At 28.7% G+C, this 23941-nt stretch carries 20 protein-coding genes; 8 read left to right on the top strand and 12 right to left on the bottom strand.

The genetic code is table 11. From position 1 onward, the window contains the following. Position 1: 1 nt before the first annotated feature. The 3 genes from ACFQ5N_RS09040 to ACFQ5N_RS09030 are packed head-to-tail and all read right to left on the bottom strand — an operon-like array spanning position 2 to position 4340. The gene (locus ACFQ5N_RS09040; RefSeq protein ID WP_386809173.1) at positions 2–907 is read right to left on the bottom strand and encodes a hypothetical protein; all 906 of its coding nucleotides are present in this window, start codon (positions 905–907) and stop codon (positions 2–4) included. Between the two features lie 2 nt (positions 908–909). Beyond that, positions 910–1620: a hypothetical protein gene (locus ACFQ5N_RS09035; protein WP_386809172.1), complete on the bottom strand. Its 711-nt coding sequence runs from the start codon at positions 1618–1620 to the stop codon at positions 910–912. A 41-nt stretch (positions 1621–1661) separates the two neighbouring features. Further along, a complete protein-coding gene (locus ACFQ5N_RS09030) occupies positions 1662–4340 on the bottom strand; it encodes an AAA family ATPase (RefSeq protein ID WP_386809171.1) in 2679 nt (892 codons plus the stop codon). A 327-nt stretch (positions 4341–4667) separates the two neighbouring features. Between ACFQ5N_RS09030 and ACFQ5N_RS09025 the strand changes: the two genes are divergently transcribed. The 3 genes from ACFQ5N_RS09025 (at position 4668) to ACFQ5N_RS09015 (ending at position 10083) form a co-directional block, all read left to right on the top strand. Then, entirely contained in the window at positions 4668–7451 is a 2784-nt protein-coding gene (locus tag ACFQ5N_RS09025) for an alpha/beta hydrolase family protein (protein ID WP_386809170.1), read from the top strand. A gap of 31 nt (positions 7452–7482) precedes the next feature. Continuing rightward, complete coding sequence (locus tag ACFQ5N_RS09020; protein ID WP_386809169.1) at positions 7483–8400, top strand: EamA family transporter; 918 nt, start codon at positions 7483–7485, stop codon at positions 8398–8400. A 129-nt stretch (positions 8401–8529) separates the two neighbouring features. Next, entirely contained in the window at positions 8530–10083 is a 1554-nt protein-coding gene (locus ACFQ5N_RS09015) for a DEAD/DEAH box helicase (RefSeq protein WP_386809168.1), read from the top strand. Positions 10084–10216: 133 nt separating this feature from the next. On the opposite strand, the gene ACFQ5N_RS09010 is transcribed toward ACFQ5N_RS09015, so the two are convergent. Further along, on the bottom strand, positions 10217–10783 hold the full coding sequence (locus tag ACFQ5N_RS09010) for an acetate uptake transporter (RefSeq protein ID WP_386809167.1): 567 nt from the start codon (positions 10781–10783) through the stop codon (positions 10217–10219). Between the two features lie 328 nt (positions 10784–11111). Between ACFQ5N_RS09010 and ACFQ5N_RS09005 the strand changes: the two genes are divergently transcribed. Together ACFQ5N_RS09005 and ACFQ5N_RS09000 are read left to right on the top strand one after the other, a co-directional pair. Continuing rightward, positions 11112–11978 carry a DMT family transporter gene (locus ACFQ5N_RS09005; RefSeq protein WP_386809166.1) on the top strand — a complete coding sequence of 289 codons (867 nt, stop codon included), beginning with the start codon at positions 11112–11114 and terminating at the stop codon, positions 11976–11978. Positions 11979–12052: 74 nt separating this feature from the next. Continuing rightward, complete coding sequence (locus tag ACFQ5N_RS09000) at positions 12053–13276, top strand: MFS transporter (protein ID WP_386809165.1); 1224 nt, start codon at positions 12053–12055, stop codon at positions 13274–13276. A gap of 6 nt (positions 13277–13282) precedes the next feature. On the opposite strand, the gene ACFQ5N_RS08995 is transcribed toward ACFQ5N_RS09000, so the two are convergent. From ACFQ5N_RS08995 to ACFQ5N_RS08970, 6 genes are all read right to left on the bottom strand, one after another. Next, complete coding sequence (locus ACFQ5N_RS08995; protein WP_386809164.1) at positions 13283–14671, bottom strand: TolC family protein; 1389 nt, start codon at positions 14669–14671, stop codon at positions 13283–13285. Continuing rightward, positions 14671–16026: an HlyD family secretion protein gene (locus ACFQ5N_RS08990; RefSeq protein WP_386809163.1), complete on the bottom strand. Its 1356-nt coding sequence runs from the start codon at positions 16024–16026 to the stop codon at positions 14671–14673. The genes ACFQ5N_RS08995 and ACFQ5N_RS08990 overlap by 1 nt, the downstream gene beginning before the upstream one ends. A 3-nt stretch (positions 16027–16029) precedes the next feature. After that, on the bottom strand, positions 16030–17700 hold the full coding sequence (locus ACFQ5N_RS08985) for a peptidase domain-containing ABC transporter (RefSeq protein ID WP_386809162.1): 1671 nt from the start codon (positions 17698–17700) through the stop codon (positions 16030–16032). Further along, positions 17690–18370: a TetR/AcrR family transcriptional regulator gene (locus tag ACFQ5N_RS08980; RefSeq protein WP_386809161.1), complete on the bottom strand. Its 681-nt coding sequence runs from the start codon at positions 18368–18370 to the stop codon at positions 17690–17692. Before ACFQ5N_RS08980 ends, ACFQ5N_RS08985 begins: the two co-directional genes overlap by 11 nt. Positions 18371–18577: 207 nt before the next feature. After that, entirely contained in the window at positions 18578–19303 is a 726-nt protein-coding gene (locus tag ACFQ5N_RS08975; RefSeq protein WP_386809160.1) for an acyl-CoA desaturase, read from the bottom strand. Positions 19304–19358: 55 nt separating this feature from the next. Continuing rightward, positions 19359–19931 carry a Crp/Fnr family transcriptional regulator gene (locus ACFQ5N_RS08970; protein ID WP_386809159.1) on the bottom strand — a complete coding sequence of 191 codons (573 nt, stop codon included), beginning with the start codon at positions 19929–19931 and terminating at the stop codon, positions 19359–19361. A gap of 208 nt (positions 19932–20139) precedes the next feature. Here ACFQ5N_RS08970 and ACFQ5N_RS08965 point away from each other — a divergent pair, with 208 nt between their 5' ends. Continuing rightward, on the top strand, positions 20140–20331 hold the full coding sequence (locus tag ACFQ5N_RS08965) for a cold-shock protein (RefSeq protein WP_386809158.1): 192 nt from the start codon (positions 20140–20142) through the stop codon (positions 20329–20331). Positions 20332–20495: 164 nt separating this feature from the next. After that, positions 20496–21755, top strand: coding sequence for an ATP-binding cassette domain-containing protein (locus ACFQ5N_RS08960; protein ID WP_386809157.1), 1260 nt, complete (start codon positions 20496–20498; stop codon positions 21753–21755). An 18-nt stretch (positions 21756–21773) separates the two neighbouring features. Here ACFQ5N_RS08960 and ACFQ5N_RS08955 read toward each other — a convergent pair whose 3' ends face one another. Both ACFQ5N_RS08955 and ACFQ5N_RS08950 read right to left on the bottom strand, forming a co-directional pair. Further along, positions 21774–22418: a thiamine phosphate synthase gene (locus tag ACFQ5N_RS08955; RefSeq protein WP_386809156.1), complete on the bottom strand. Its 645-nt coding sequence runs from the start codon at positions 22416–22418 to the stop codon at positions 21774–21776. A gap of 58 nt (positions 22419–22476) precedes the next feature. Continuing rightward, a complete protein-coding gene (locus ACFQ5N_RS08950; protein WP_386809155.1) occupies positions 22477–23211 on the bottom strand; it encodes an arylesterase in 735 nt (244 codons plus the stop codon). 27 nt (positions 23212–23238) lie between these two features. On the opposite strand from ACFQ5N_RS08950, the gene ACFQ5N_RS08945 reads away from it, so the two are divergent. Next, a complete protein-coding gene (locus ACFQ5N_RS08945; RefSeq protein WP_386809154.1) occupies positions 23239–23928 on the top strand; it encodes an ABC transporter ATP-binding protein in 690 nt (229 codons plus the stop codon). Positions 23929–23941 lie beyond the last annotated feature (13 nt).

Genomic DNA, 23941 nt, shown 5'->3' with positions numbered 1-23941 from the left:
CTTATCTTTTTTTACGTTTAATTATATTCAATGTAAAGTCTGTTAATGAGGTAATTACCAGTAATGTAGCAAAAATCATTGACAATCCTTGGAAAAACCTATCATTGATAAATTTATCATACACAGAGGCAGAAATTCTATAACCGCTGTTTTTACCTTTTGGCCCAGGTTTTCTTATAATTGCTTCATTTGCTTCAATTCTATAAGCAACTTGTAATGCCGGACTATCATTTACAGCAACAAACCCAATGGCATCTTTGTTTTCAAACTCTAAACAATCTCCCAAATACAGCTTTTTATTACCTGCTTCAAAATATTGACCACTTCCAAAATTTGAATAACCTGTCATTGTAATATCTCCTGTTCTTACAACAGGGTTGGTTTCATTCAAAATTTCTACATCTACAGATTTCCCTAATTCAACATAGCCAGACAATGGAAAAACAATGCTAATACCATTATTTAAAAGACTATCAACCTTTTTAATTTCAATTAACATATAATCTTTGGCTGCATATATGTTTTCATTGCTGCTGTTGTACAAATTTCCAATTGACGTACCGTTGTCACTTTCTAATAAAAAAATAATGTTTCCTTGTGAAATACGTTCAATTTCAACCTTTACATTTTTATTAATTTCTAAACTTCCATTAAAAGAATTATAAATATTTTTAAAGTTATAATTGTCTGTTACGTGAATAGAAGCGTTGTTTAAATTATACCTGCTTATTGGTTTGTTAACTGTTTGAAATTTAATAATTTCAGTATGTGCTGTAATATTAAAAAGCGTATTAATATTGTCAAAAAACACCAACAATATTAAGTACAAAATAAATGACAAAGTACCCAAACCAAGTGTTATCCATAAACCTTTTATAATGTTTTTTTTATGTAGAAGATGCGCCATTGTTATAGTTTCAAATTCATTGGATACCTATTGAAAGATTTTCGTGCTCGTTGAATTACAGAGACTTCGCTATCTTTTGAAATTACTTTAATTGGAATTTTACAGTAAGCGCAAAAAGAAACTTTAGGCTGATTGATGAATTGTTCACATTTAAAATCTAGCGATGTATTTGTATTTGGGTTGTAAACATTGATAGTTGCTTGTTGTTCTGAATTTAAAATAATGTATACAAATTCTTCAGAATTAAAAGAAGACCAATTTGAGATAACAAAGTGTTTACGCATTGAATCGTCACTATTTGCAAGCCACGAAAGAATGGTTAACTCTTTACTGTTGAAGTTTTTTAAATCGTTGTAATACTCAGTACTCCATTTTAATTTAAGTTCACCAGCGGGTTTATTTTTAATATCAAAACTTAAAGAAGCGTTGTAACGTCCATCATTTGAAGTAATTTCAACAAAAAGAAAATCAAATTTTTCATTTGGTAAATTAACAAAGAAATACTCTTTTATAGCTGTAGTTTCGTCAATGTTATAAACCAATCCTGTTCTAATTTCTCCACTTACAGGAATATTTTTGTCTTTTCTCCAAACTTCATCAATTGGATTTATAGGCTCAATTGGAGCAGATTGAGCATTGATAAATAAGCAATTACATAAAAGTAGAATTGCTGCGAATGTTTGAAACTTTGTAGATATATTTTGTGTTTTCATTATTTAGAATTTACTGGTGGATTACAACTGTTTTTAATACGTTATGAATTTGATTTATAACCAATTCGTACACTTTTGTTTTCTTCTATTTTATCTGAATTAAATTCTATAACATCATCAATTTCAACAGTAGAAATCATTTGATTAGTTCTTTGTTTTTTAGTCAAATTAGCCATTCTTAATTCTTGATTACGCACTGTTTTTTCAACAATTTTCCGAATAGAACGAGCATTTCCAAAATAAGGTGAGCGGTGTGTATACAATACATTGATGTATTTTTTTAGATGTAGCTCTGCATCATTTGTAGTTTTTAACTGTTTTTGATGCAACATTACTTTTGTAATTTCCCACATTTCATTTTCAGTAAAATCATTAAAGTGGAAGGTTTTATCAAAACGCGATTTTAATCCTGGATTTGATTTTATAAATCCTTTCATATTTTGAGTATAACCAGCAACAATTACACTAAATTTCCCTCTATGATCTTCCATTTCTTTTATAAGTGCGGCAATGGCTTTTTTTCCAAAATTATTTGCAGAATTAGTTGCTGTACCTTCTGTTATTGCATAAGCTTCATCAATAAATAAAACGCCACCCATTGCTTTTTTTATAAGCTCTTTTGTTTTTAAAGATGTTTGACCAACATAACCGGCAATTAAGCTACTTCCGTCAACTTCAACCACGTGACCACGTTCAAGTAAGCCCAACGCTTTATAAATTTTTCCAATGATTCTTGCCACTGTTGTTTTACCTGTACCAGGATTTCCTAAAAAAATACTGTGCATAGAAAAAGCTTTTAAAACATCTCTATTTATTTCTTTGTAATATTTAGTTAATTTAATTAGCTCTTCAACTTCTTGTTTTATGTGAGTTAAACCAATTAAATTATTCAATTCGTTTACAGCTTCAGAAAGTAAAGCGGTATCAATAGGGAGTTTTAGACTATTTGTGTTTATAATTTCAGAAACATCTTCAATATCTTCTTCTTGAATTGTAGAAAGTACTTCTTTGGTAAGCTTTGATTTTTGCTGAGTTCTTACCAATCTAATTCCTAAATTCATTTTTGCCTCATCTATCAAAGCATTTATTAATCGTGCGTTTCCAAAAGTGTGATCTCTATCTCTAAAGGCATTGGTAATTATTTTAGATAATTTAGAAATAGCAGCTTCACTTAAAACTACTTCTTTTTTATGAGCTGCGTACATTGCAATTGCTGTAAGCTCGTTAGGTGAGTAGTCTTTAAAATGATAGTAATTTCTAAAACGAGATTTTAACCCAGGATTTGACGCCATAAAACGTTCCATTTCTTTGGGATAGCCCGCAACCATAATTGCAATATCTCCAATACCATCACTCATTTCAGTAATAAGTGCTGCAATAGCTTCTGGTCCAAAATCGTTAGGTGCGCCATCTTTAAAAAGCATATAAGCTTCATCAATAAATAGAATTCCACCGCGTGCTTTTTCAATAATTTCTTTGGTGTTTTCACCAGTTTGACGCACATAACCCGTTATTAAATCGTTGCTTTCAACTGTTAGCACGTGTCCTTTAGACAATAAACCCATTGCTTTGTAAATTTCACCAAGTAATTTTACAACTGTTGTTTTTCCAGTTCCCGGATTTCCTGTGAAAACGCTGTGCAAGTTTATTTCGTCATCATCTTCAATTCCTTTGTTTTTTCGAAGCTGTAAATAGGTTACATAATCTATATATTCTTTTATTTTATTTTTTATTTGTTGTAAGCCAACCAAACTATTTAATTCTTCTAAAATTTCAGGCAATGGTCTATTTTCAATTTTAGCTGAAATTTCTTCAGGTTTGGCTAAAACAACCTCTTTTAAAAGCGGATCTTCTTCATCTAATTCTGGTTCAACTAAATCATCAATAGTTTCAAAAATGCTTATTAAATCGTCTCCAATACTAAATTTTGCTTTTGCTACAACGGTATCCATAAAAACAACTTCAACACGGTAATTATCTCTTAGCCATACAGTATTATCTGTGCTTCCCCAAGCACAAACAACTTCTTGCAACTCATTTGGATTTACACTAGTTGTTATATATTCAATAGTATTTGAAGTACCTATTAAAAGACCAGAATCGTCATAATAATTAAAGAAAAGTTCACATAACCAATCGTGATCTACTTTACTTATAAATTTAAACTCAGTAAAAACATATTCAATTTGCTTGTACATAAATTGCTTTAAATACAAACGTTTTTCAGGAGTGTCATTTTCATCATCAGTTTCATAAGTAAAGGCTGAAACTACACCAAAATATGGGTTTTCTTCAGTTGAAACTTTACCAACATCTTCAATATAAAATTTGGTTGATGTTATATATTTCTCATCAATATATGCGTCCCAACAGTAAGTTCCTTTTTTCCAAAAGCTTCCATAATCGTCATTTCCCCAACCATAATCACAAACGGCAATATTAAGATCTTTGGTTATGGTATATTCTTCTTCTTTTTCACAAAGTAAGGTAGATTTTTTATCGTCATCAATTTTATAGGCTTTAAAAACTACAATTGCTTTCCAGTCTTTTTCATCAAAAAGTTTATTGTAAAACTCTAAGCCAACGCTTAAATAATTTAACTCTTGCTTGTCAAAAACAGTTCTATATTTTCTGTTATTATTTATAGTTCTGTCCCAAGCATAGGTTTGTAAGCTCTTAAATTTATAGAATTTATCCTTATTTTTATGAAACCAACCCATAACTTCTAATTTAAATCAATGCAAAAAATAGGTGTAATTACCTATGTTAATTTTAAACGCTATTTAAATTTAGTAGTAGTAAAGTATTCTATATAAATTTTAAGAAATTTAAATTAAACTCCTTAAAACGAGTGCAATAATCTTAATTATTGTTTTTGAGGTTATTTTTTGGGATTTCAATAATTAGATAAATTGCTTCTCAAATATACTAAATTTTACAATGCTGTGAAATTCAAATGAATTGCTTTTTTAGTAATTATTTTAAACAGCTCACCAATTTAATAATGTTAATACTTATATTTATGCTTTTATAAAAATTCACTTTTAATGAAAGCACAATTAACTTCACTATTTATTTTATTGTCGGTTGCAACATTTGCACAAAAAAAAGTTTTAGATCATAAAGATTTTGAAATTTGGAACTCCATAAAAAACAAACAAATTTCAGCTAATGGAAAATACGTTATGTATTCTTTAGAGAAAGGAGAAAAAGATAATTTTCTTCAAATTAAAGATGCAAAGGCTACAACTATTTTTCAACAAGAAAGAGCCCAAAAAGGTATTTTTACAAGTAATTCTAAATTTGCATTGTTCACTATTAAACCTTGGAAAGATAGTGTAGTTGCATTAAAAAGAAAAAAAATAAAAAAAGATAAATTACCAAAAGACTCATTAGGTATTTATAATTTAAACAGCCAAACGCTTACAAAAATAGGAAATGTAAAATCGTATAAAGTTCCGGAGGAATGGAGTGGATATGTAGCCTATTTATTAGAAGATATTAAAAAAGAAAAGGATACTTCAAAAAAGAAATCAGATAAAAAGAAAAGCAAAAAGAAGCTTAAAAAAGTTGGTAAAGAAAACGGCTATCATTTGGTATTAAGAAATTTAAATACTAACAAACAAGATACCATTAAATTTGTAAAAGATTATCTTTTTGCTAAAGAAGGAGCCTATTTTACATATACAACTACAGGGTTAGATTCTACTTTAATTGAAGGTGTTTATGTTGTTGATTTAAAAGAAAATACATCAAAAAATATTTACACATCAAAAAAAGCAAAATACCATCAATTAAGTATAAGTGATACTGGTAAAAATATTGGTTTTGTTGTAGATGCAGACACTACAAAAGTGCAAGTAAGACCCAATGAATTATATGTTTGGAGTGAAGGAAAACCACTTGCTGAAAAAATATTAGATGCTAAATCTTCACCAAAAGGATATAGAGTTTCTTCAGATGGGAAAATTCACTTTTCAAAAGATGCTTCAAAAATGTATTTTGGATTGGCAACACCACCTATTGTAAAAGATACTACTTTAATTGATGAAGAAATTGTAAATGTAGAAGTTTGGACCTATAACGAGCCACGTTTATATACAGTACAAGAATTACAAGTAAAAGATGATCAAAAAAAATCTTATGAAACAGTTCTTCATTTAAACAATAATTCAATAGTGCAATTGGCAACTAAAGAATATCCAAATGCCAATATTGGAAATGAAGGGAATGCAGCTTATAGTTTGGTTCGTAACTCAGAGCCATATCAACTTGAGAGTCAGTGGAAAGGTTACACCGCTAGCGATTATGCATTGGTAAACGTTGCTACCGGAGAAACAACAGAAATTTTAAATAATATTGCTGGTAGAGTTCGTTTAAGCCCTGCTGGAAAATATGCGTATGGTTACAATTCTGTTGATAGCACTTGGTTCGCATATTCCGTGGCAACCAATAAATTGGTGAATTTAACTGCTGAAACTAGTTTTTATGACGAGTTAAACGATTCTCCAAAACATCCAAGATCTTATGGAGCTGCCGGGTGGACAACTAATGATGATGCGTTTTTAATTTATGACAGATATGATATTTGGAAATTTAACCCTGAAAATGGTACAGCAGTAAAACTAACCAATGGTAGAGCTTCAAAAATCACGTATAAATATCTAAAATTAAATGATGAAGAACGTTTTATTCCGAAGGATGAAAAATGGCTTTTAAGTACTTTTAATGGAGTTACAATGGATGCTGGATATTATGAATACAATTCAAAAAACAATAAAGGAAAACAACTTATTAAAGGACCTAACCGTTTTACAAAACCTTTAAAAGCAAAAAACACAAACAATATTGTGTTTACCAAAGAATCATTCACTCAATTTCCTGATTTAATTTATTCAGATTTATCTTTTAAAAGTGAAAAAATACTAACTAATGCAAATCCACAACAAAGTGAATACAATTGGGGAACAGCTGAATTGGTTCATTGGACATCTTTAGATGGAATTGAGTTAACAGGAATGCTAATTAAACCAGAAAATTTTGATGCGTCTAAAAAATATCCAATGATTGTGAATTTTTATGAAAGAAGTTCAGATAGATTGCACAGACACATTGCACCATCACCAGGACGTTCTACTATAAATTATAGTTTTTATGCAAGTCGTGGTTATGTAATTTTCAATCCAGATGTGGTGTATAAAGTTGGTTATCCAGGTGAAAGTGCTTACAATTGTGTAATTCCTGGTGTAAATGCTTTAATTGAAAAAGGATTTGTAGATAAAGATAATATTGGTGTACAAGGTCATAGTTGGGGAGGATATCAAATTGCACATTTAGTTACAAAAACCAATATTTTTAAAGCTGCAGAATCAGGTGCGCCAGTTGCAAATATGATAAGTGCATATGGCGGAATTAGATGGTGGACAGGTTTAAGTCGTCAATTTCAATATGAACATACACAAAGTAGAATAGGAGGTACACCTTGGGAAGTTGCTGATAGATATATTGAAAACTCACCAATTTTTAACATTGATAAAATTACAACTCCATTATTAATTATGCATAATGATGCTGATGGTCACGTGCCTTGGTATCAAGGAATTGAGTTCTTTGTTTCATTAAGAAGATTAGGAAAACCTTCTTGGTTTTTAAATTACAATGAAGAACCACATTGGCCTTTAAAAATGCAAAACAGAAAAGATTTTAATATTCGTATGGCACAATTTTTTGATTATTATTTAAAAGGAGCTAAAATGCCTGTTTGGATGCAAAAAGGTGTTCCTGCTATTGAAAAAGGAATCAATCAAGGATATGAATTAATTTCAGAATAATATTTTATTGGATTATAACAATTAAGTTTTAATGTCTAAAAACACCAATAAGCTTCTTATAGTTTTAGCATTTTTTGCTATTTATGTTATTTGGGGATCTACGTATTTATTAAATAAAATTGCGGTTGCAGAGTTGCCTCCATTTATGTTGGCATCTATAAGATTTACAGTAGCAAGTATTTTTATTTTTATAATTGCTAAAATTGCAGGAACTAGTTTAAAAATCACAAAAAAGCAGTTGTTAAATTGTTCTATAATTGGTTTTTTATTTTTAACATTTGGAAATGGAGGCGTAGTTTGGGCATTAAAATTTGTTGATAGCGGATTTACAGCGCTTGAAATTTCAGCACAACCATTGGTTGTTTTATTAATGATGTATTTTTTGGAAGGAAAAAAAATAAAACCAATGTCGTTAATAGGTGTTATTTTTGGCATCATAGGTATTTATCTGTTAGTTAGTCAAAAAGAACTTATTAAACAAGAAGGAATGGCTTTAGGGATGTTAACCATTTTTGCTTGTATGTTAAGTTGGGCATACGGAAGTTTATTTGTGGCTAAGGCTAATTTCCCCAAAAATTACTTTGTAAATACAGGATACCAAATGTTAACAGGTGGAGTTATGTTATGTATTTTAAGTTTAACTTTTGGTGAAACTTGGACTTCACCCACTAATTGGAGCGCACCTGTTTTAGGATCTATGATTCTATTAATTGTATTTGGAAGTATAATTGCTTTTACGGCATTTAATTATTTATTAAAAGTTGTTTCACCTGAAAAGGTAGCAACTTCAACTTATGTAAATCCAATAATTGCGCTGTTATTAGGTTGGTATGTTTTAAATGAACAAATTACAACACAATCTATAATAGCAGCGGTTGTATTATTAACAGGTGTTTATTTTATAAACACCAAAAGAAAATTAATTTTATTCGCAAGATTTAAAAAATAATTTTACACATTAAACACCTTATATTTAAAGAGATAAGGCATTTTAACTTTTTATTTAAGAATATTTTTGCTTTAAAAATTGTGATAACCCTTTAAACGCTGTATTTTTGTGGGTTTTTAAATTTGAAATGTGGTGCTAACAAATATTGAATTAGAAGAAAGGAAGGCTGGTAAAGATTTATATAGCTATCAAAAAGAGGCTATTGATAAAATTTTCAAAAGGTTTGAAGAAGCTAAAGAAGATTACCATTTATTATACCAATTACCTACTGGTGGTGGTAAAACGGTTATCTTTTCTGAAATGGTTAGACAATACTTAAAACATCATCAAAAAAAAGTACTTGTTTTAACACATAGAATTGAGCTTTGTAAACAAACTTCAAAAATGCTTACTGAATTTGGAGTTGAAAGTAAAGTAATTGATAGTAAAGCTAACCTAGACGATCAACAAAAATATAGTTGTTATGTTGCAATGGTTGAAACTTTAAACAACCGTTTAAATGATAATAAATTAGATATTTCTGATATTGGTTTAGTTATTATTGATGAAGCTCATAATAATTCATTCACTAAAATTTTTAAATTTTTTAGTAAATCTTTTTTCTTAGGTGTAACAGCAACTCCATTAAGCTCAAATATTCAGTTACCTATGACTGATAATTATGAAGAGTTAATTGTTGGAGAAACTATAGAGTCTTTAATAAAAAACAACTTTTTAGCACGTGCAAAAACGTACTCGTACAATGTTGGTTTAACTTCATTGGTAGTTGGTGCAAATGGAGATTACACAGTGAAATCTTCAGATGATTTATATACGAGTGGAAATATGCTTAATAAGTTAGTTGAAGCTTACGAAGAGCGTTCAAAAAACAAAAAAACATTAATTTTTAACAACGGTATTAGCACATCAATAAACGTATATCATACATTTAAAATTGCAGGATATCCTGTAATGCATTTAGATAATACTGCTTCAAAATCTGAAAGAGAACACATTTTAAAATGGTTTAAAGAAACTCCAAATGCCATTTTAACATCTGTAAGTATTTTAACTACTGGTTTTGATGAGCCAACTGTTGATACAATTATATTAAATAGAGCAACACGTTCTTTAACCTTGTATTACCAAATGATTGGTCGTGGTTCTCGTATTTCAAAAGGAAAAACTTCTTTTACAGTAATTGATTTAGGTAATAACTTTCACAGATTTGGAATGTGGGGAGCAAGTTTAAATTGGCAAAAAATATTTAAATCTCCTAACTATTATTTAGACAATTTAATTAATGACGAAGATTTAGAGAGCAACTTTAGATATGAAATGCCTGATGAAGTAAGGAAACAGTTTGGAAAATCTGAAGAAGTGTTTTTTAATGTAAAAGCAGCTTATGTTGATGTTATTCAAAAAGGATTGTCATCAAAAGAAGTATTGAAACGTTCTATAGAACAACAGGCTAAAATTTGTATTGAAAATAGTGAAGATGTATATGATGCATTGGCATTATCTCAATTGTTAGATGATGATATTACCTATAGAATTCAACAATATATTCGTTGTATTTGTAAAAGTACACATAATTTTATTGAATGGTTAAATACTGATTACAGACAAAAATTACGTTCTTATTTATTGACTAATTTTGATGAAGACTTTGAGAAAATTCACGGATATCCACCTGAAGATTAATACAGTCTTATAAAACATAAATAAAACTCTTTTGATGCTTAATTCAAAAGAGTTTTTTTTATGAAATTGCATAAAAAAAGCATTACTAATTAAAGTAATGCCTTTTAAAAATAATATAATTTTAGTCGACTTATTATTTTTTAATCCAAGGTTTTCCTGATTTTAATAATTCTTTTCCTGAAACATCATTTAAAATTACTGTTGCCATCATATACCAAGCTGCTAAAGCACAAACTATTAATATGTAAGCTGCAAATGTTGTGAAAATTGGAAAGCCAAAATGAGCTAAATCTAAAAATACAAAACCTAATAATAAGGTAGTAAAAGTAATAGCCATAGCAGTGTGAATAAACAATGATCCAATCCAAAAAATAAATGTCAATAATGTCCAACCTACAAGGTAAAAACCAACATCAGTATGTGATGATTCATAAACACCAAGATGATTTAAAATCCAAATAATTCCTAAACCAATCCAAAAAGCTCCATAACTAGTAAATGCAGCAAACCCAAAATTATTTCCAGTTTTTTGCTCCATAAAACCGGCAATCATTTGTGCCAATCCTCCAAAAATAAAACCCATAGCAACTATTGGTCCTAATCCACATAACCCTAAGTTATGAAATTGTAATAATAACGTTGTTAATCCAAATCCTGCTAAACCAACAACCGCTGGATTTCCTAATTTTACGGTACTCATATTTTTTATTTGTTATAATTTTTAAAAATGCGAAAATACCTAAATTTAATGTGTTAACTAGCTGATTTTTATCAGTAAACCGAATAATTTACGATAACGTTTTCGTTTAATTTTATCTTCTTATTAAATTAAAACTTTGCAACCACCTGTAAACGCTTAATAGTTACAGTTGTTCATTTAAAAACAGCAGTACACAATTACACCAAATAACTAATCATTTAATTATAAAAAATGGTTTAATTTATTGTGAAATCAGGTATTAAACTTCAACAGAACCAACGTAAGTAAATAATTAATGTATTTTTGCCACTTAAAAAAGTTTATTTCTATGGAAGTAGGTAAAATGGCCTCAAATACTAAAAAATCTATTCAATTTATGCTTATAAGCACTTTTGCATTTGCTTGTATGAATGTAATTGTTAAATATTTAGAAAACGTAAGTGCTTATCAAATTGTATTCTTTAGATCTATAAGTTCATTTGTTTTCACCTTTACATATTTATTAAAAAATAGAATTCCCATTCTTGGAAATAATAAAAAATGGTTAATACTTAGAGGTTTAGTAGGTGTAACTTCTATGACGTTATTTTTTATGTCTATAAAATATTTGTCAGTAGGTACCGCTGTTTCTCTAAGATATTTAGCGCCAATATTTGCTGGAATATTTGCCGTTTTATTTTTAAAAGAGAAAATTTGGCCTTTGCAATGGTTGTTTTTTGTAATGGCATTTATAGGTGTTTTAGTTTTAAAAGGTTTTGATTCTCAAATTAATACAACAGGTTTATTATTTGTGTTAATTGCTGCTATAACAAGTGGTTTGGTTTTTATTATTATCAATAAAATTGGTACAAGTGAACATCCGGTTGTTGTGGTTAATTATTTTATGGCCATTGCAACATTAACAGGATTGGCACTTTCCATAAATAATTGGGTAAATCCAGTTGGGTTTGAATGGGTTTTATTATTTAGTTTGGGAGTGTTTGGGTATTTTGGCCAAGTATTTATGACCAAAGCTTTTCAAACTGGAAAAACAGATCAAATTGCACCAATTAAATATGCTGAAGTAGTTTTTACCGTAATATTTGGATTGCTATTATTTGATGAAATTTATTCTATTTGGAGTTTATTAGGTATTACTTTAATTATAGGATCATTGATACTAAATATTTTGTATAAATCTCGTAAAAATAAGTGATTCTAAATCCAAATAAATATTCATTTGTAAAGCCTAGCAAATCACCTTTTTACTATGGGTATATTGTTCTTATTATGGGAACAATTGGAATTTTTGCCAGTATTCCTGGGCAAACTGTTGGAGTATCTGTTTTTACAGATCCTTTAAAAGATGCTTTAGGCTTAAGCAGAAATCAATTTAGTAATGCATATATGATTGGAACTTTATTAAGTTCCTTTTTTGTTTCTAAATCAGGTGTTTTATTTGATAAATTTGGTGCAAGATATGTTGCTTTTTTTGCAACTGTTATTTTAGGAATTTCATTACTTCTTGCATCTATTTCTGTTCAAATTAGCGAAGGCATTAAAACTATTTTAAATAGTAATTCTTGGACAGTTCCTTTTGGAATTATGACATTGCTTTTTTTCTTTATGAGATTTAGTGGCCAAGGTGTGTTAACTATGGCTTCAAGAAATATGATTATGATGTGGTTTAATAAAAATAGAGGTAAAGTAAACTCTATTAGCAGCATAGCCATTTCCTTAGGATTTTCTTCTTCACCCATTTTTTTAAATAGATTAATTGAAAACAATGGTTGGGAGGTAAGTTGGCAATTATTAGCTCTAAGTTTATTCATTTTCAGTTTTTGTATAATTCAATTTTATAGAAACAAACCTGAAGATTTTAATTTGAAACCTGATGGTGTAAAACATACTGATATTAAAGTTGAAGTTGACCAAGAAAATAACTTAACGCTAAATGAAGCAAAAAAAACAAGAGCTTTTTGGATGTTTGGTTTAGTGCTAGCTTTTAGCAGTTTTTTTACCACCGGATTTACATTTCACATTGTTTCTATTTTTTCAAGTCAAGACTATTCAAGAGCACAAGCTATTGCCATTTTTTTACCTATATCAATCATAGCAATTATAGTTTCTACTATTTGTAATATTTTAAGCGATTATATTCAACATAAAATATATTTATATTTGATGTTAATTAGTGGAATTATAGCTTCACTAGGACTTTTATGGTTAGCTTCACCAATTGGAATTTATTTATTAATTGGAGGTTTAGGAATTTTAAGTGGTTTATTTGGAGTTATAAATGCTGTAACTTGGCCACGTTATTTTGGTAGAAAATACTTAGGAGCAATTTCTGGTAAAGTAATGAGTTTTTTGGTGATTGCAAGTGCAATTGCTCCAAGTTTATTTAGTTATTGCTACACAAAACTAGGCTCTTATGGCTATATTGGTTATTTAAATTTACTTTTTTTAGGTGTTTTACTTATAGCTTCTATAAAAGTTAAAAAAACTCAGTAAAAAAAATTACAACGCTGTTAAAATTCGCAGTAAATTAGACTTACTATTAAATAGTTTGTATTCACTCTCAATCTTTTTTAGCTGACTTTCAATTAGTTTTACTTCTCTATAATTTACAAGAAATAAAGAACCTTCACCCAACATAAATCTTCTATCTTCCTTGTGTACTAATTGTTTGTAATCCTTCACTAAATCATTTAAAATAGTGTATTGTTTAGAATAGGATATTATTTCTTGTTGCGTGCTTTCAATTTTATTTTTAATACTTACTCTATTTGCTGAAATATCAAATTCAACATCTTGTAATTTTAGTTTTGCCAATTTTAAATCGCCACGTTCTTTTCTTAAAAATAAAGGAAAGCTCATATTTAAGCCAGTTTTATAATTTGCTGTATTAAAAGAGTCTGTGTTTTCATAATCAGAAGATAAAAAATTATACTCTAAATCTACTTTAGGCAATAAGTTGTTTGACTTTAACCTTTTATCTAAAATCAAACTTTCTTTTTTTAGTTCAAGTGCCTGTAATTTAGGATTGTTGTTTACAAGTTCGTCATCTATATTTAAGATAGAACTATTTAATACTAAATCAATTTTTGTAATTGTTAAACTATCAGGAATCATTTTTTCTTCTAATTCCAACGGTAAATTATTGTCTAACCATAAATAATTTGAAAGTTCTAATTTAGATTTTAAATACCCAATTTTTGCTTTTTCAAGATCTACCAATCTACTTTTATAATTAATACTAGCTTCAAGCGTATCAATAGCAGGTTTATCTCCTTCAATAAAACTTATTTTTACATTTTGAAGACGTTCATTCGCATTTTGCATATAATTGGTATAAATCAATTTTGCTTGGTAGTTTTTTAACCAGTTAAAATAGGAAGTAATTGCTGCGTACAAAACTTCGTTCACTGCTATTTTTTGTTTTGCTTCAGCTTGTTTTACATACAATTTGGCTTGTTTTAAAGTAGCCATTCTATTATTTGTAAGTAAGCCTTTTGCCAAAGAAACTGAAACTCCTAAACTATACAATCCATCTTCAGGTGTTTTATACTCAGGATTTAAATATACACCCTCATTATTTTCATAGTTGGCTTTAAATTGTACTCCGTACCACGTTGGAATTTTAAATGAAGCATTTAACTTGTCATAATAAGTAGTGTTTTTAAATTTCTTTCTGCTGTAATCAACTTCAAGTTTAGGGTCAAAAGCGCCACGTGATTTCAATAATTTTGTTTCACTTTCACTTGTAATTAATTGCGCTTGTTTTACTACAGGATGATATTTTTTTACATAACCCAAATATTCTTCTAATGTTAGAATATTAGTAACTTCTTGAGCAAAAGAAACACCGAAAGTTAAAAAGGATAAAATGATGAATAATCTTTTCATTAGGCTTTCTTTTTAGTTGACTCATCAGTTTTTACAGGTTGATAAAAGTTAGGAGGGAAGCTATTAACTTGTCTCCATAATTCAAACCAAATTGGTACATTTTCTAACAAAGCAATTGTTTTAGTTCCTGAACCTACACGAATTGCTGTTGGCCATTCTACATCATTTTCATCTGGCTTTAACAAAACTCTATACATTCCATTGGTACTAATAAAATTTTCTATAGCCACAACCTTTGAACCATAGGTTCCGTAAGAAACATTTGGCCATCCGCTAAAAATTATTGCAGGCCAACCATCAAACTGAACACGTACTTTTTCACCAATATGAATTAATGGTAAATCTATTGGTTGCACATACATTTCAATAGCCAATTCATAATTTGATGGCATTATATTTGCCAATTGCTCACCTTCTTTAAACGTTTCACCAATTCCGGCTTTTAAAGCTTTATTTATTTGCCCATCTTGAGGTGCTGTAACATATAATAAACTACTTCGCTTTTTATAATTTGCCAAATTAGTTTCAAGTTTAGAAACTTCAACTTCCGTATTATATCCGCTAGATTTTGCAGTATATAAATCACTTTGAGACTTTGATAATTTATCTCTATAACTTGCTTCTAAAGTTGCTATGGAAAGTTCACTATTAATCGCTTGATTTTTAGTGCTTAAAAATTTATTTTGTTGCGACACTAATTTTGCATTGGCTTCTTGCAATTTATTTCTAGAGTTCTCAACATCTTTTACAGATTTTAAACCTTCTTCTTGTAATGAAATCGTTCTATTGAATTGTGTTTCTGCAATTGTAGCTTTAATTTTTGCAGCTTCTAAATCTATACTATCGCTTTTAACTTTCAGTTTTGCTTGAATTACTTTATTTTTTGCTTGCTGAAGCTTTAAAGTACGCTCCTGTTGCAACGCATTGTACTGATTTTGTAAGGCAATAACTTTATTTTTATAAGCTTCAACAGATGATGATTTGGCTGTTAATTGACTATCTGTACGTTCAGCCAATTTCTCATCAAAATATTCACTTTTTATTTCTGAAATTCTTAAAATAGTATCGCCTTTATGTACAAAATCTCCTTCTTGCACATACCATTGTTCAATACGACCAGGAATTTGTGATTGCAATGTTTGCGGACGCTGATTTGGTTTTAAAGTAGTTACAATACCAGTACTTGATATATTTTGTGTCCAAGGTAAAAACAACACTATAAATAATACAATTGAAAAATACATTAAAAACTTTTTAAATCCTGTGTGATATTCTTTAGAGAATATTTTTTTTCCTGATTTATATGAATTTAAGTCTATGTTTTGAGATACTTTATTGCTTGAAATATTTAACATAACTTACAATTTTTCAATATTAATAATACTTCCTTTTTGCATTGTAATATGTTTACTGCATTTTTCTTTCCATTGATTTTTATTGCTAACAACAATTAAACTCCAAGGTTGAGAAGGCTTTGTTAAAAATGCGATTATTTTTTCAGCTTCATCTCTATGAAATTGATCTAAAGGATTTTCTAAAATCAATAATTTTGGTCTTTTTACTACAGCTCTGGCCAAAACAATTTTTTTAGAAATAGTATATGCAATTTGCTTTCCTTCAGGTTTCATAATGGTATTTAAGCCTTTAGGTTGCTGTTTTAAATAATCTATTAATTCTAATTCTTCAAAAACCTTTTGAATAGTTTTATCGCTAATTTTTTTATTTCCAAAAGTAACATTTTCTCTAATTGTACCTTCAAAAGGTGTTTCTTCAGAAAGAGATAATCCTAATTTAGAACGATATTCATTAATAAATAAACTTTCAATGGAAAGGTTGTTCACATAAATATGTCCTTTGGTTGGAAGGTTTATACCTGAAATAAGATGTAATAAGCTAGATTTACCTGAGCCACTTTCACCATTTACAAGAATTCTATCATTTGGTTTTATTGTAAACGATATTCCATTTAAAATTGGATTTTTACCGGCATTGGTGCTGTAATCCAAATCTTTTAGTTCAACGGTTAATGCTGAATTATCTTCTAACAACTCTCCACTTTGCAACTCAATTGGCTTATCAGTAATTTGACCTAGTTTTTCAATAGAAGTTAACACGTCATAAAGAGATTCTAAACCTAAAATCAATTTTTCTACAGAGTTAATTACTAAAAGTATAATAATTTCTGCAGCTACAAACTGACCAATATTCATACGTTGGTTTAATACTAAAAAACCACCAATAACAAGTAATCCTGCGGTAATAAGCACTTTAAAACCAATCATTTGAGCCACTTGCAAAATCAATACTTTAAAGTGTTTCTCTCGTGAATCAATATATTCATTTACAAGATCATCTGTTTTTTGTAAGGCTAAACTTGTTTTTCCTGAAAGTTTAAAACTAACCACTGTACGCGCAACTTCTTGTAACCAATGCGCTACTTTATACTTGCTTTTAGATTCTACTAAACTTGTATTTAATCCGTTTTGAGCCGTGTACTTAAAAATAATATAAATTAACACAAGTAATAAAAGACCAAAAAAGATGAAAAAAGCGTGGTAAAATGAAAGTAAAATTAACGCAAAAATAATTTGCAATAAAGCTGAAGGAACATCAATTAAAATTTTTGACAATCCTTTTTGTATGGTTAACGTATCAAAAAATCTATTGGCCAACTCAGGAAGGTAATAATTTCTTAATTCGTTCATTTTAATTTTTGGAAACCGATAGCTTAAATCAAAAGAAGCTCTAGTAAATATGCGTTGTTGTATGGTTTCAATAATACGCATTTGCATTAATTTTAATAAACCTGCAAAGGTAACACCTAATGTAACCAATACAATTAAAACTATCCAAGATGCAGAAATTACAGCACTTTGTAGTAAATTAATAATGGCTTGTATTCCTAATGGTAATGAAAGTGCTACAAGACCTTCAAAAATAGCGTAATAACCAATTTGAAAAACAACTTTTCGCTCTAATTCCAATAATTTCATTAGCCGTCTCCAAGGTGTCCATATTTTATTCTTCATTAGATAATGTTTTAAATATTAAATTGGTAAAAAAATGTGTTGGTGTAACCGTTTTGTCGCAGTTGGTTATAGACTTAAAATGCACTTTTAAAAATTGTTGATGCAATGCGCCTTCAATAATTGTACTTGCTAAACTTAAATGATATTTATAAGTAGGGTTTAAGCCCTTCATAATTTCTGAAAACCTTTGTACAACACGTTTGTAAGCAATAAAATAACCTTCGTCATTTTCAATATCAACATCTTTTGTTAAAAATGATTTTGAACTTTCGTTTATCATAATTAAATTTAATAACACTTCATTTATATGACTAAAATTACTGTCTTCTTCTGTGGTTTTGGTAACTACATGAATTGCTTTGTAAAGTTTTTCTTCAGCGTTAGTTATGTTGAAAGTTTCAATAACAAGTTGATATTCTATCCAACTCCAGTACCACGAAGTTAAATAGGTTAATAAATGATGTTTACTTTCAAAATAACGATAAATTGAACTTTCATTTGATTGAATAAGGTTTCCTAACTTTTTAAAATTAAAATTTTCAAACCCAATTTCTTCAATTAAAACAATACTATTTTGTATAATTTTTTTTCCTAACAAAGATGATTCAGGGTCTTTTAAATAAATACCTGTTGGTATTTCTATTTTAATATTTGATAGTAATTTATCCATTTATGAATATTTTAGTCGCAAATATAATAGTATTACTATTAAAAATAGTTAGAATGCCATATTTTTTCACTTATAACAACAATTGTAGCAAAAGAAAACAAATTTCTAATGCTACAAACAAAAAGATAAGCTAATATATTCAAATATATTCTAAATAAAGTATTTGAAATAAGTTTTGTAGTTGCTAATAACAGTAATTAGTAAAAATTACTTCTTCAACTGAATAACACCCACAAAATTTAAACAAACCATAATAACATATGTTATATCAATTTCATGCCAACGAAATCCAAAATTAGCATTACTAGCATGTTTATGATGATTGTTATGATAACCTTCACCCATCATTAAAAAGTCAAAAGGAAATAAATTTTTACTTGTATTATCCATTTTAAAATTAACATATCCATAAATATGTCCAAACCAATTAATAATTACGCCATGAATAGGAGCCATTAAAAAAGTAAGCGGCAATAACAACCACTGCCACCAAGCTGTAGCGAAATAAATAAAAAACAGTAGGTATAAAACAATCCATAATAATCTTGAAAATCTGGAACCTGCAAATGCATCAAATTTAGCCCATTGCGGAACATTTTTTGTGAATCGACTGTCAATTTCAACTCGATTGTTATTTATGTCTTGATAAATATTTTTAGTTTTCCACATCATTGCAAACATATTTGGATCAAAAGCAGGTGAGTGCGGATCATCTTTCGTATCAGTATATGCGTGATGCATTCTATGCATAATTCCGTAACCATAAGCACTTAAATAACTAGGACCTTGAAAAATCCAAGTTAAAATAAAAGTGATTCGCTCCATAGTTTTAGACATTGTAAACACTTGATGTGCAGCGTATCTGTGTAAAAAAAAGGATTGAAAAAACAATCCACCATACCAAAGTATAAAAACAAGAATTAAAATGGCCATATTTATATTTTTGGCAAATATAATTTCATTAAAAAGCCAAAACAATGAACCTAAGTCAAGAAATACGCTTTCTAATTCTGCTTAAAGCTTGCGCAGTTACACCAATGTATGAACTTATATATTTTAAAGGAATAACTTTTAACAACTCTGGTCTTTCTTTAAACAACTTCATATAACGTTCTTCTGCAGTTAAATTTAACAAGTTTTGTTCTCGTTTAGATTTAATTAAAAACAATCGTTCTGCGGTTAGTCGTCCAATAAGATTTCCTATTTGAGTGGTTTTATATACTTCTTGTAAATCATTATAAGTTATGCTTAAAAGTGTGGTGTCTGTTAAAGCTTGTAATTGATATAATGAAGGTTTTCTGGTAAGAAAAGAATCGTAAGCACTTATAAATTGATCTTTAAAACTAAAACCAAAAGTTATCTCTTTTTCTGGGTTTTCCTTCGGAATAAATAAACGAACAACACCAGATTCTATAAATGAAATATGATTTTCAACCATATTAATTTCTAAAAAAACTTCTTTTTTAGGAATAACTCTTCTATGTAACCTTGATGTAAAAAACTCCCAATCAGCATCTGAGATGGTGGCAATTTGTTCAAGATACTCTTTAATTTGTAGCACGTTATAGTGATTCTTAATTATTAAGCCACAAATATAACTTGTTTATTATGGAATCTAAACACCTAAATAAGTATAATTTACGGGGGAATTTTATTCTAAAAACAGGTACTAAAATTATTATAAAAAATAAACAAACTAATTATCTGTTTTTTAAATTAATAGCAGCATATTTGCAAAAGTAAAAATATAAATATTAAATTACATTACAATGAGTAAAGGAACAGTAAAATTCTTCAATGAAACAAAAGGTTTTGGTTTTATCACTGAAGAAGGAGTAGAAAAAGATCATTTTGTTCACATTTCTGGATTAATTGACGAAATTCGTGAAGGAGACGAAGTTTCATTTGATTTACAAGAAGGTAGAAAAGGATTAAACGCAGTAAACGTAAAAGTTATCTAAAAATATATATCTTACATGTTTAATAAAAGCCCATCTTTTGATGGGCTTTTATATTTTTAATAGCCGTTGTTTTAAATTATTAAGGTTTAAAATAATGGTTATTTTTTTGTTCTTTTTGGGTGAAAACCATAAAATGAATTGAAAGATTGTTTTAAATTTACAAGATGGAACAACAAAAACATTGGGCAATAGATGGTTCTAATTTTTCAATGGAATCAAATTTCATCAAACAAATGTTAAAAGGTGAAGGTAAAGCTCCCTTAACGTTTTTAAAAAACAAAAAAGGATTGTTATTTTCAAAATCCACTTTAACAAACTTTATTAAAGAAGAAGTTCAACACAATATTTTTACGCTTACCAATAAAAACGAACGTAGTATTACAACATACTCAAGCGGTGAACAAAAAAAAGCTTTACTAAGTTATTTGTTATCTAAAAATCCAGACTTTTTAATTTTAGACAATCCGTTTGATTTATTAGATCAAGCGTTTCAAAAAGAATTATTGTTGAAATTGAAGGAGTTATCAAAACACATAACATTCATTCAAATTTTTAAACGAGTTGATACGGTTTTACCTTTTATAAACAATGTATTACAATTTAAAGAAGAATCAATTGTTTTTACAGGCACTCTAAATGCATATAAAGCTCAAATTAAAGTCGAGCAAAATTTCAAGTTAAATAAAACAATTCCGCCAGCAATTAATATATTTAAAATAACTAAAAATCCGCTCATAGAATTTAAAAATGTATCTGTAAATTATGCAAGCAAAACCATATTAAACAATATATATTGGCAAATTAACAAAGGCGATTTTTGGCAATTAATGGGACCAAATGGATCAGGAAAAACTACGTTGCTTACAATGGTAACCGGTGATAACCCTAAAGCTTATGGTAAAAATTTAATTTTATTTGGACAAAAAAAAGGTAGTGGAGAAAGCGTTTGGGAAGTGAAACAAAAAATTGGTTACATAACACCCGCAATGACTTCATTATTTAATGGTAGATACACTGTTGAACAAATGATTATTTCAGGATTTTATGATTCTATTGGTCTGTACAAACAGCCTACAATTGCTAAAAAAAAAATAGCAAATGAATGGATAGAATTAATTGGTTTAACAGCCCATAAAACTAGTTGGTTTTCAGCACTTTCGGAAGAACAAAAATGTATGGTTTTAATTGCACGCTCAATGGTTAAACATCCGCCTTTATTAATTTTAGATGAACCAACGCAAGGATTAAGTGATGCTAACGTGTCAATAATTACAAGTTTAGTAAATAAAATTGCACAAGAAAGCGAAACCTCCATTATTTATGTTTCGCACCAACAAGAAAAGGGATTAATCCCAAAAAACATTTATAAATTAGTTCCAACAGAAAATGGTTCCATTGGAGAAATTATTTTAAACAATAAATAGTTTTAACTTAAAACGCATTTATTCAAACGTATAACGTTGCTCTTTTGTTGAAGAAGCATTTAATAATTGGTTAAATGTTTGAATGCTATTAAAATTGGAAGTAATTTCTTTTGAAGAAGAAACACCCGAAACACCTGCTTTTAACAATTCCAATACATTTTTAGTTGTAACACCTCCAAAAGCAATAATTGGCGTTGAAGTTTGCAAAGCTTCTGTAATTAAACTGTACCCATTTAAGCCTAATTCAGTAGTTGAATTGTTTGTATTTGTAACTTGTTTAAACGGACCTAAACATAAATAATCTACTTCTTTAGCTATTAAAAATTCACAATCTTTTAGTGTATTTGTGGCAACTCCAATTAATTGCCAAGTATATAAATGTTTTCTTACTTCCGAAGGGCAAATTGTCAAATTATCTAAAAACACACCATCGGCTTTAATATCTTTGGCAATTTTATAATGGTTTAGAATTATGAGTCTGGTTTGAAAATGTGAGGTAATTTTTATTACTTCATTAGCTGTTTTTAAATATTTCTTTTCTGAAATATTTTTCAAATTCAGTTGTACCAATTCCACTCCTGAAGTACAAGCTTTTTGTATATTTTCTATATGATCTTTTGGAGAATCTCCTTGTGATATGTAATGTAATTTTGGTATAAACATTTATAAAAATCTTACTATATAAAATATTAATTAGCTGATTGTTAAATTTTTAGATAGGCTATTCTAAACTAATAATTGATTCTAAAACTGCCCAAACATTATTAGCTACATTTTTTTGTCCTTCAACAGTAGGATGAATTCCATCGGCTTGATTTAACTCAGCAATTCCTCCAACATCTTCTAATAAAAAAGGAATTAATGCAAGGTTATTTTTTTTCGCCAACTCAGGAAAAATAGATTTGAATTCTTCCGTATAATCTTGCCCCATATTTGGAGGCAATTGCATTCCTGCCAAAATAATTTTGGTAGCTGCGTTTTTCTCTAAAACAACATCAATAATTGCTTGTAAATTCGCTCTGGTTTCTGCTAAAGGAACACCGCGCAAACCATCGTTAGCACCTAATTCTAAAACAAAAACATCAATTTTTTGATTCAACACCCAATTTATTCTATTCTTTCCACCAGCGGTTGTTTCTCCGCTTAATCCAGAATTTATTACCGTATAATCCAAAGAAAGTGAATCTATTTTATTTTGAATAAGTGCAGGAAATGCATCGTTTACATCTTCCAAACCATAACCAGCAGTTAAACTATCTCCAAAAAACAAAATAGTTTTTGTTTGGCTCTTAGTTGCTTCAATATTAGCGCTTTCAGAAGAATTTTCCTTTTTAACAGTATCTGATCCACATGAAAATAAAAACAAGAACAATGAAAAATAACAAAATTTTAAGAAAATCTTCGTTACAATAGTATTAAAATTTAAAAGCAATTGTCTAATTTTCAATTTCAGCATATTTGGTAAATTATTTAAGCATATAGAATGACAAAGATATTAAAGATTCATGAACTAGAGAAGACTTATACAAGTGGTTCAAAAAAATTAACTGTATTATCACATATTTCTTTTGAAGTTGAAAAAGGAAGTATATTTTCAATTGTTGGTCCTTCAGGAAGTGGAAAAACTACTTTATTAGGTTTATGTGCTGGATTGGATTATCCAAGTGCCGGTTCTATAGAATTATGTGGAAGTAATTTAGAAAATTTAAATGAAGATGAACGTGCCAAATTACGCAATAAAGAGGTTGGTTTTATTTTTCAAAACTTTCAATTATTGCCAACACTTACTGCTTTAGAAAATGTAATTGTACCTTTAGAATTACAAGGCGAAAAAAACGCAACAAAAATTGGTAAAGAGCTATTGCAAAAAGTTGGATTGGCAGATAGACTTCATCACTATCCATCGCAATTATCTGGTGGAGAACAACAAAGAGTTGCTTTAGCGCGCGCTTTCTCTAACAAACCAAGTATTTTATTTGCTGATGAACCTACAGGAAATTTAGATGAAGAAACAGGTGAAAAAGTAATTCAATTACTATTTCAATTAAATAAAGAAGCTGGTACAACACTTGTAATTATTACTCACGACTTAGATTTAGCGAATAGAACTCAACAAATTTTAAGGTTAAAAGGAGGTTCAATTTTGTCTAATCAAAAAACAACTATTGGTTAATGAGTAATTTAAC

Source organism: Lutibacter holmesii, assembly GCF_042679665.1.
GTDB classification, from domain to species: domain Bacteria; phylum Bacteroidota; class Bacteroidia; order Flavobacteriales; family Flavobacteriaceae; genus Lutibacter; species Lutibacter holmesii.
Note: the sequence above shows the minus strand (reverse complement) of the source record. Positions and strands in the feature narration are given on the sequence as shown.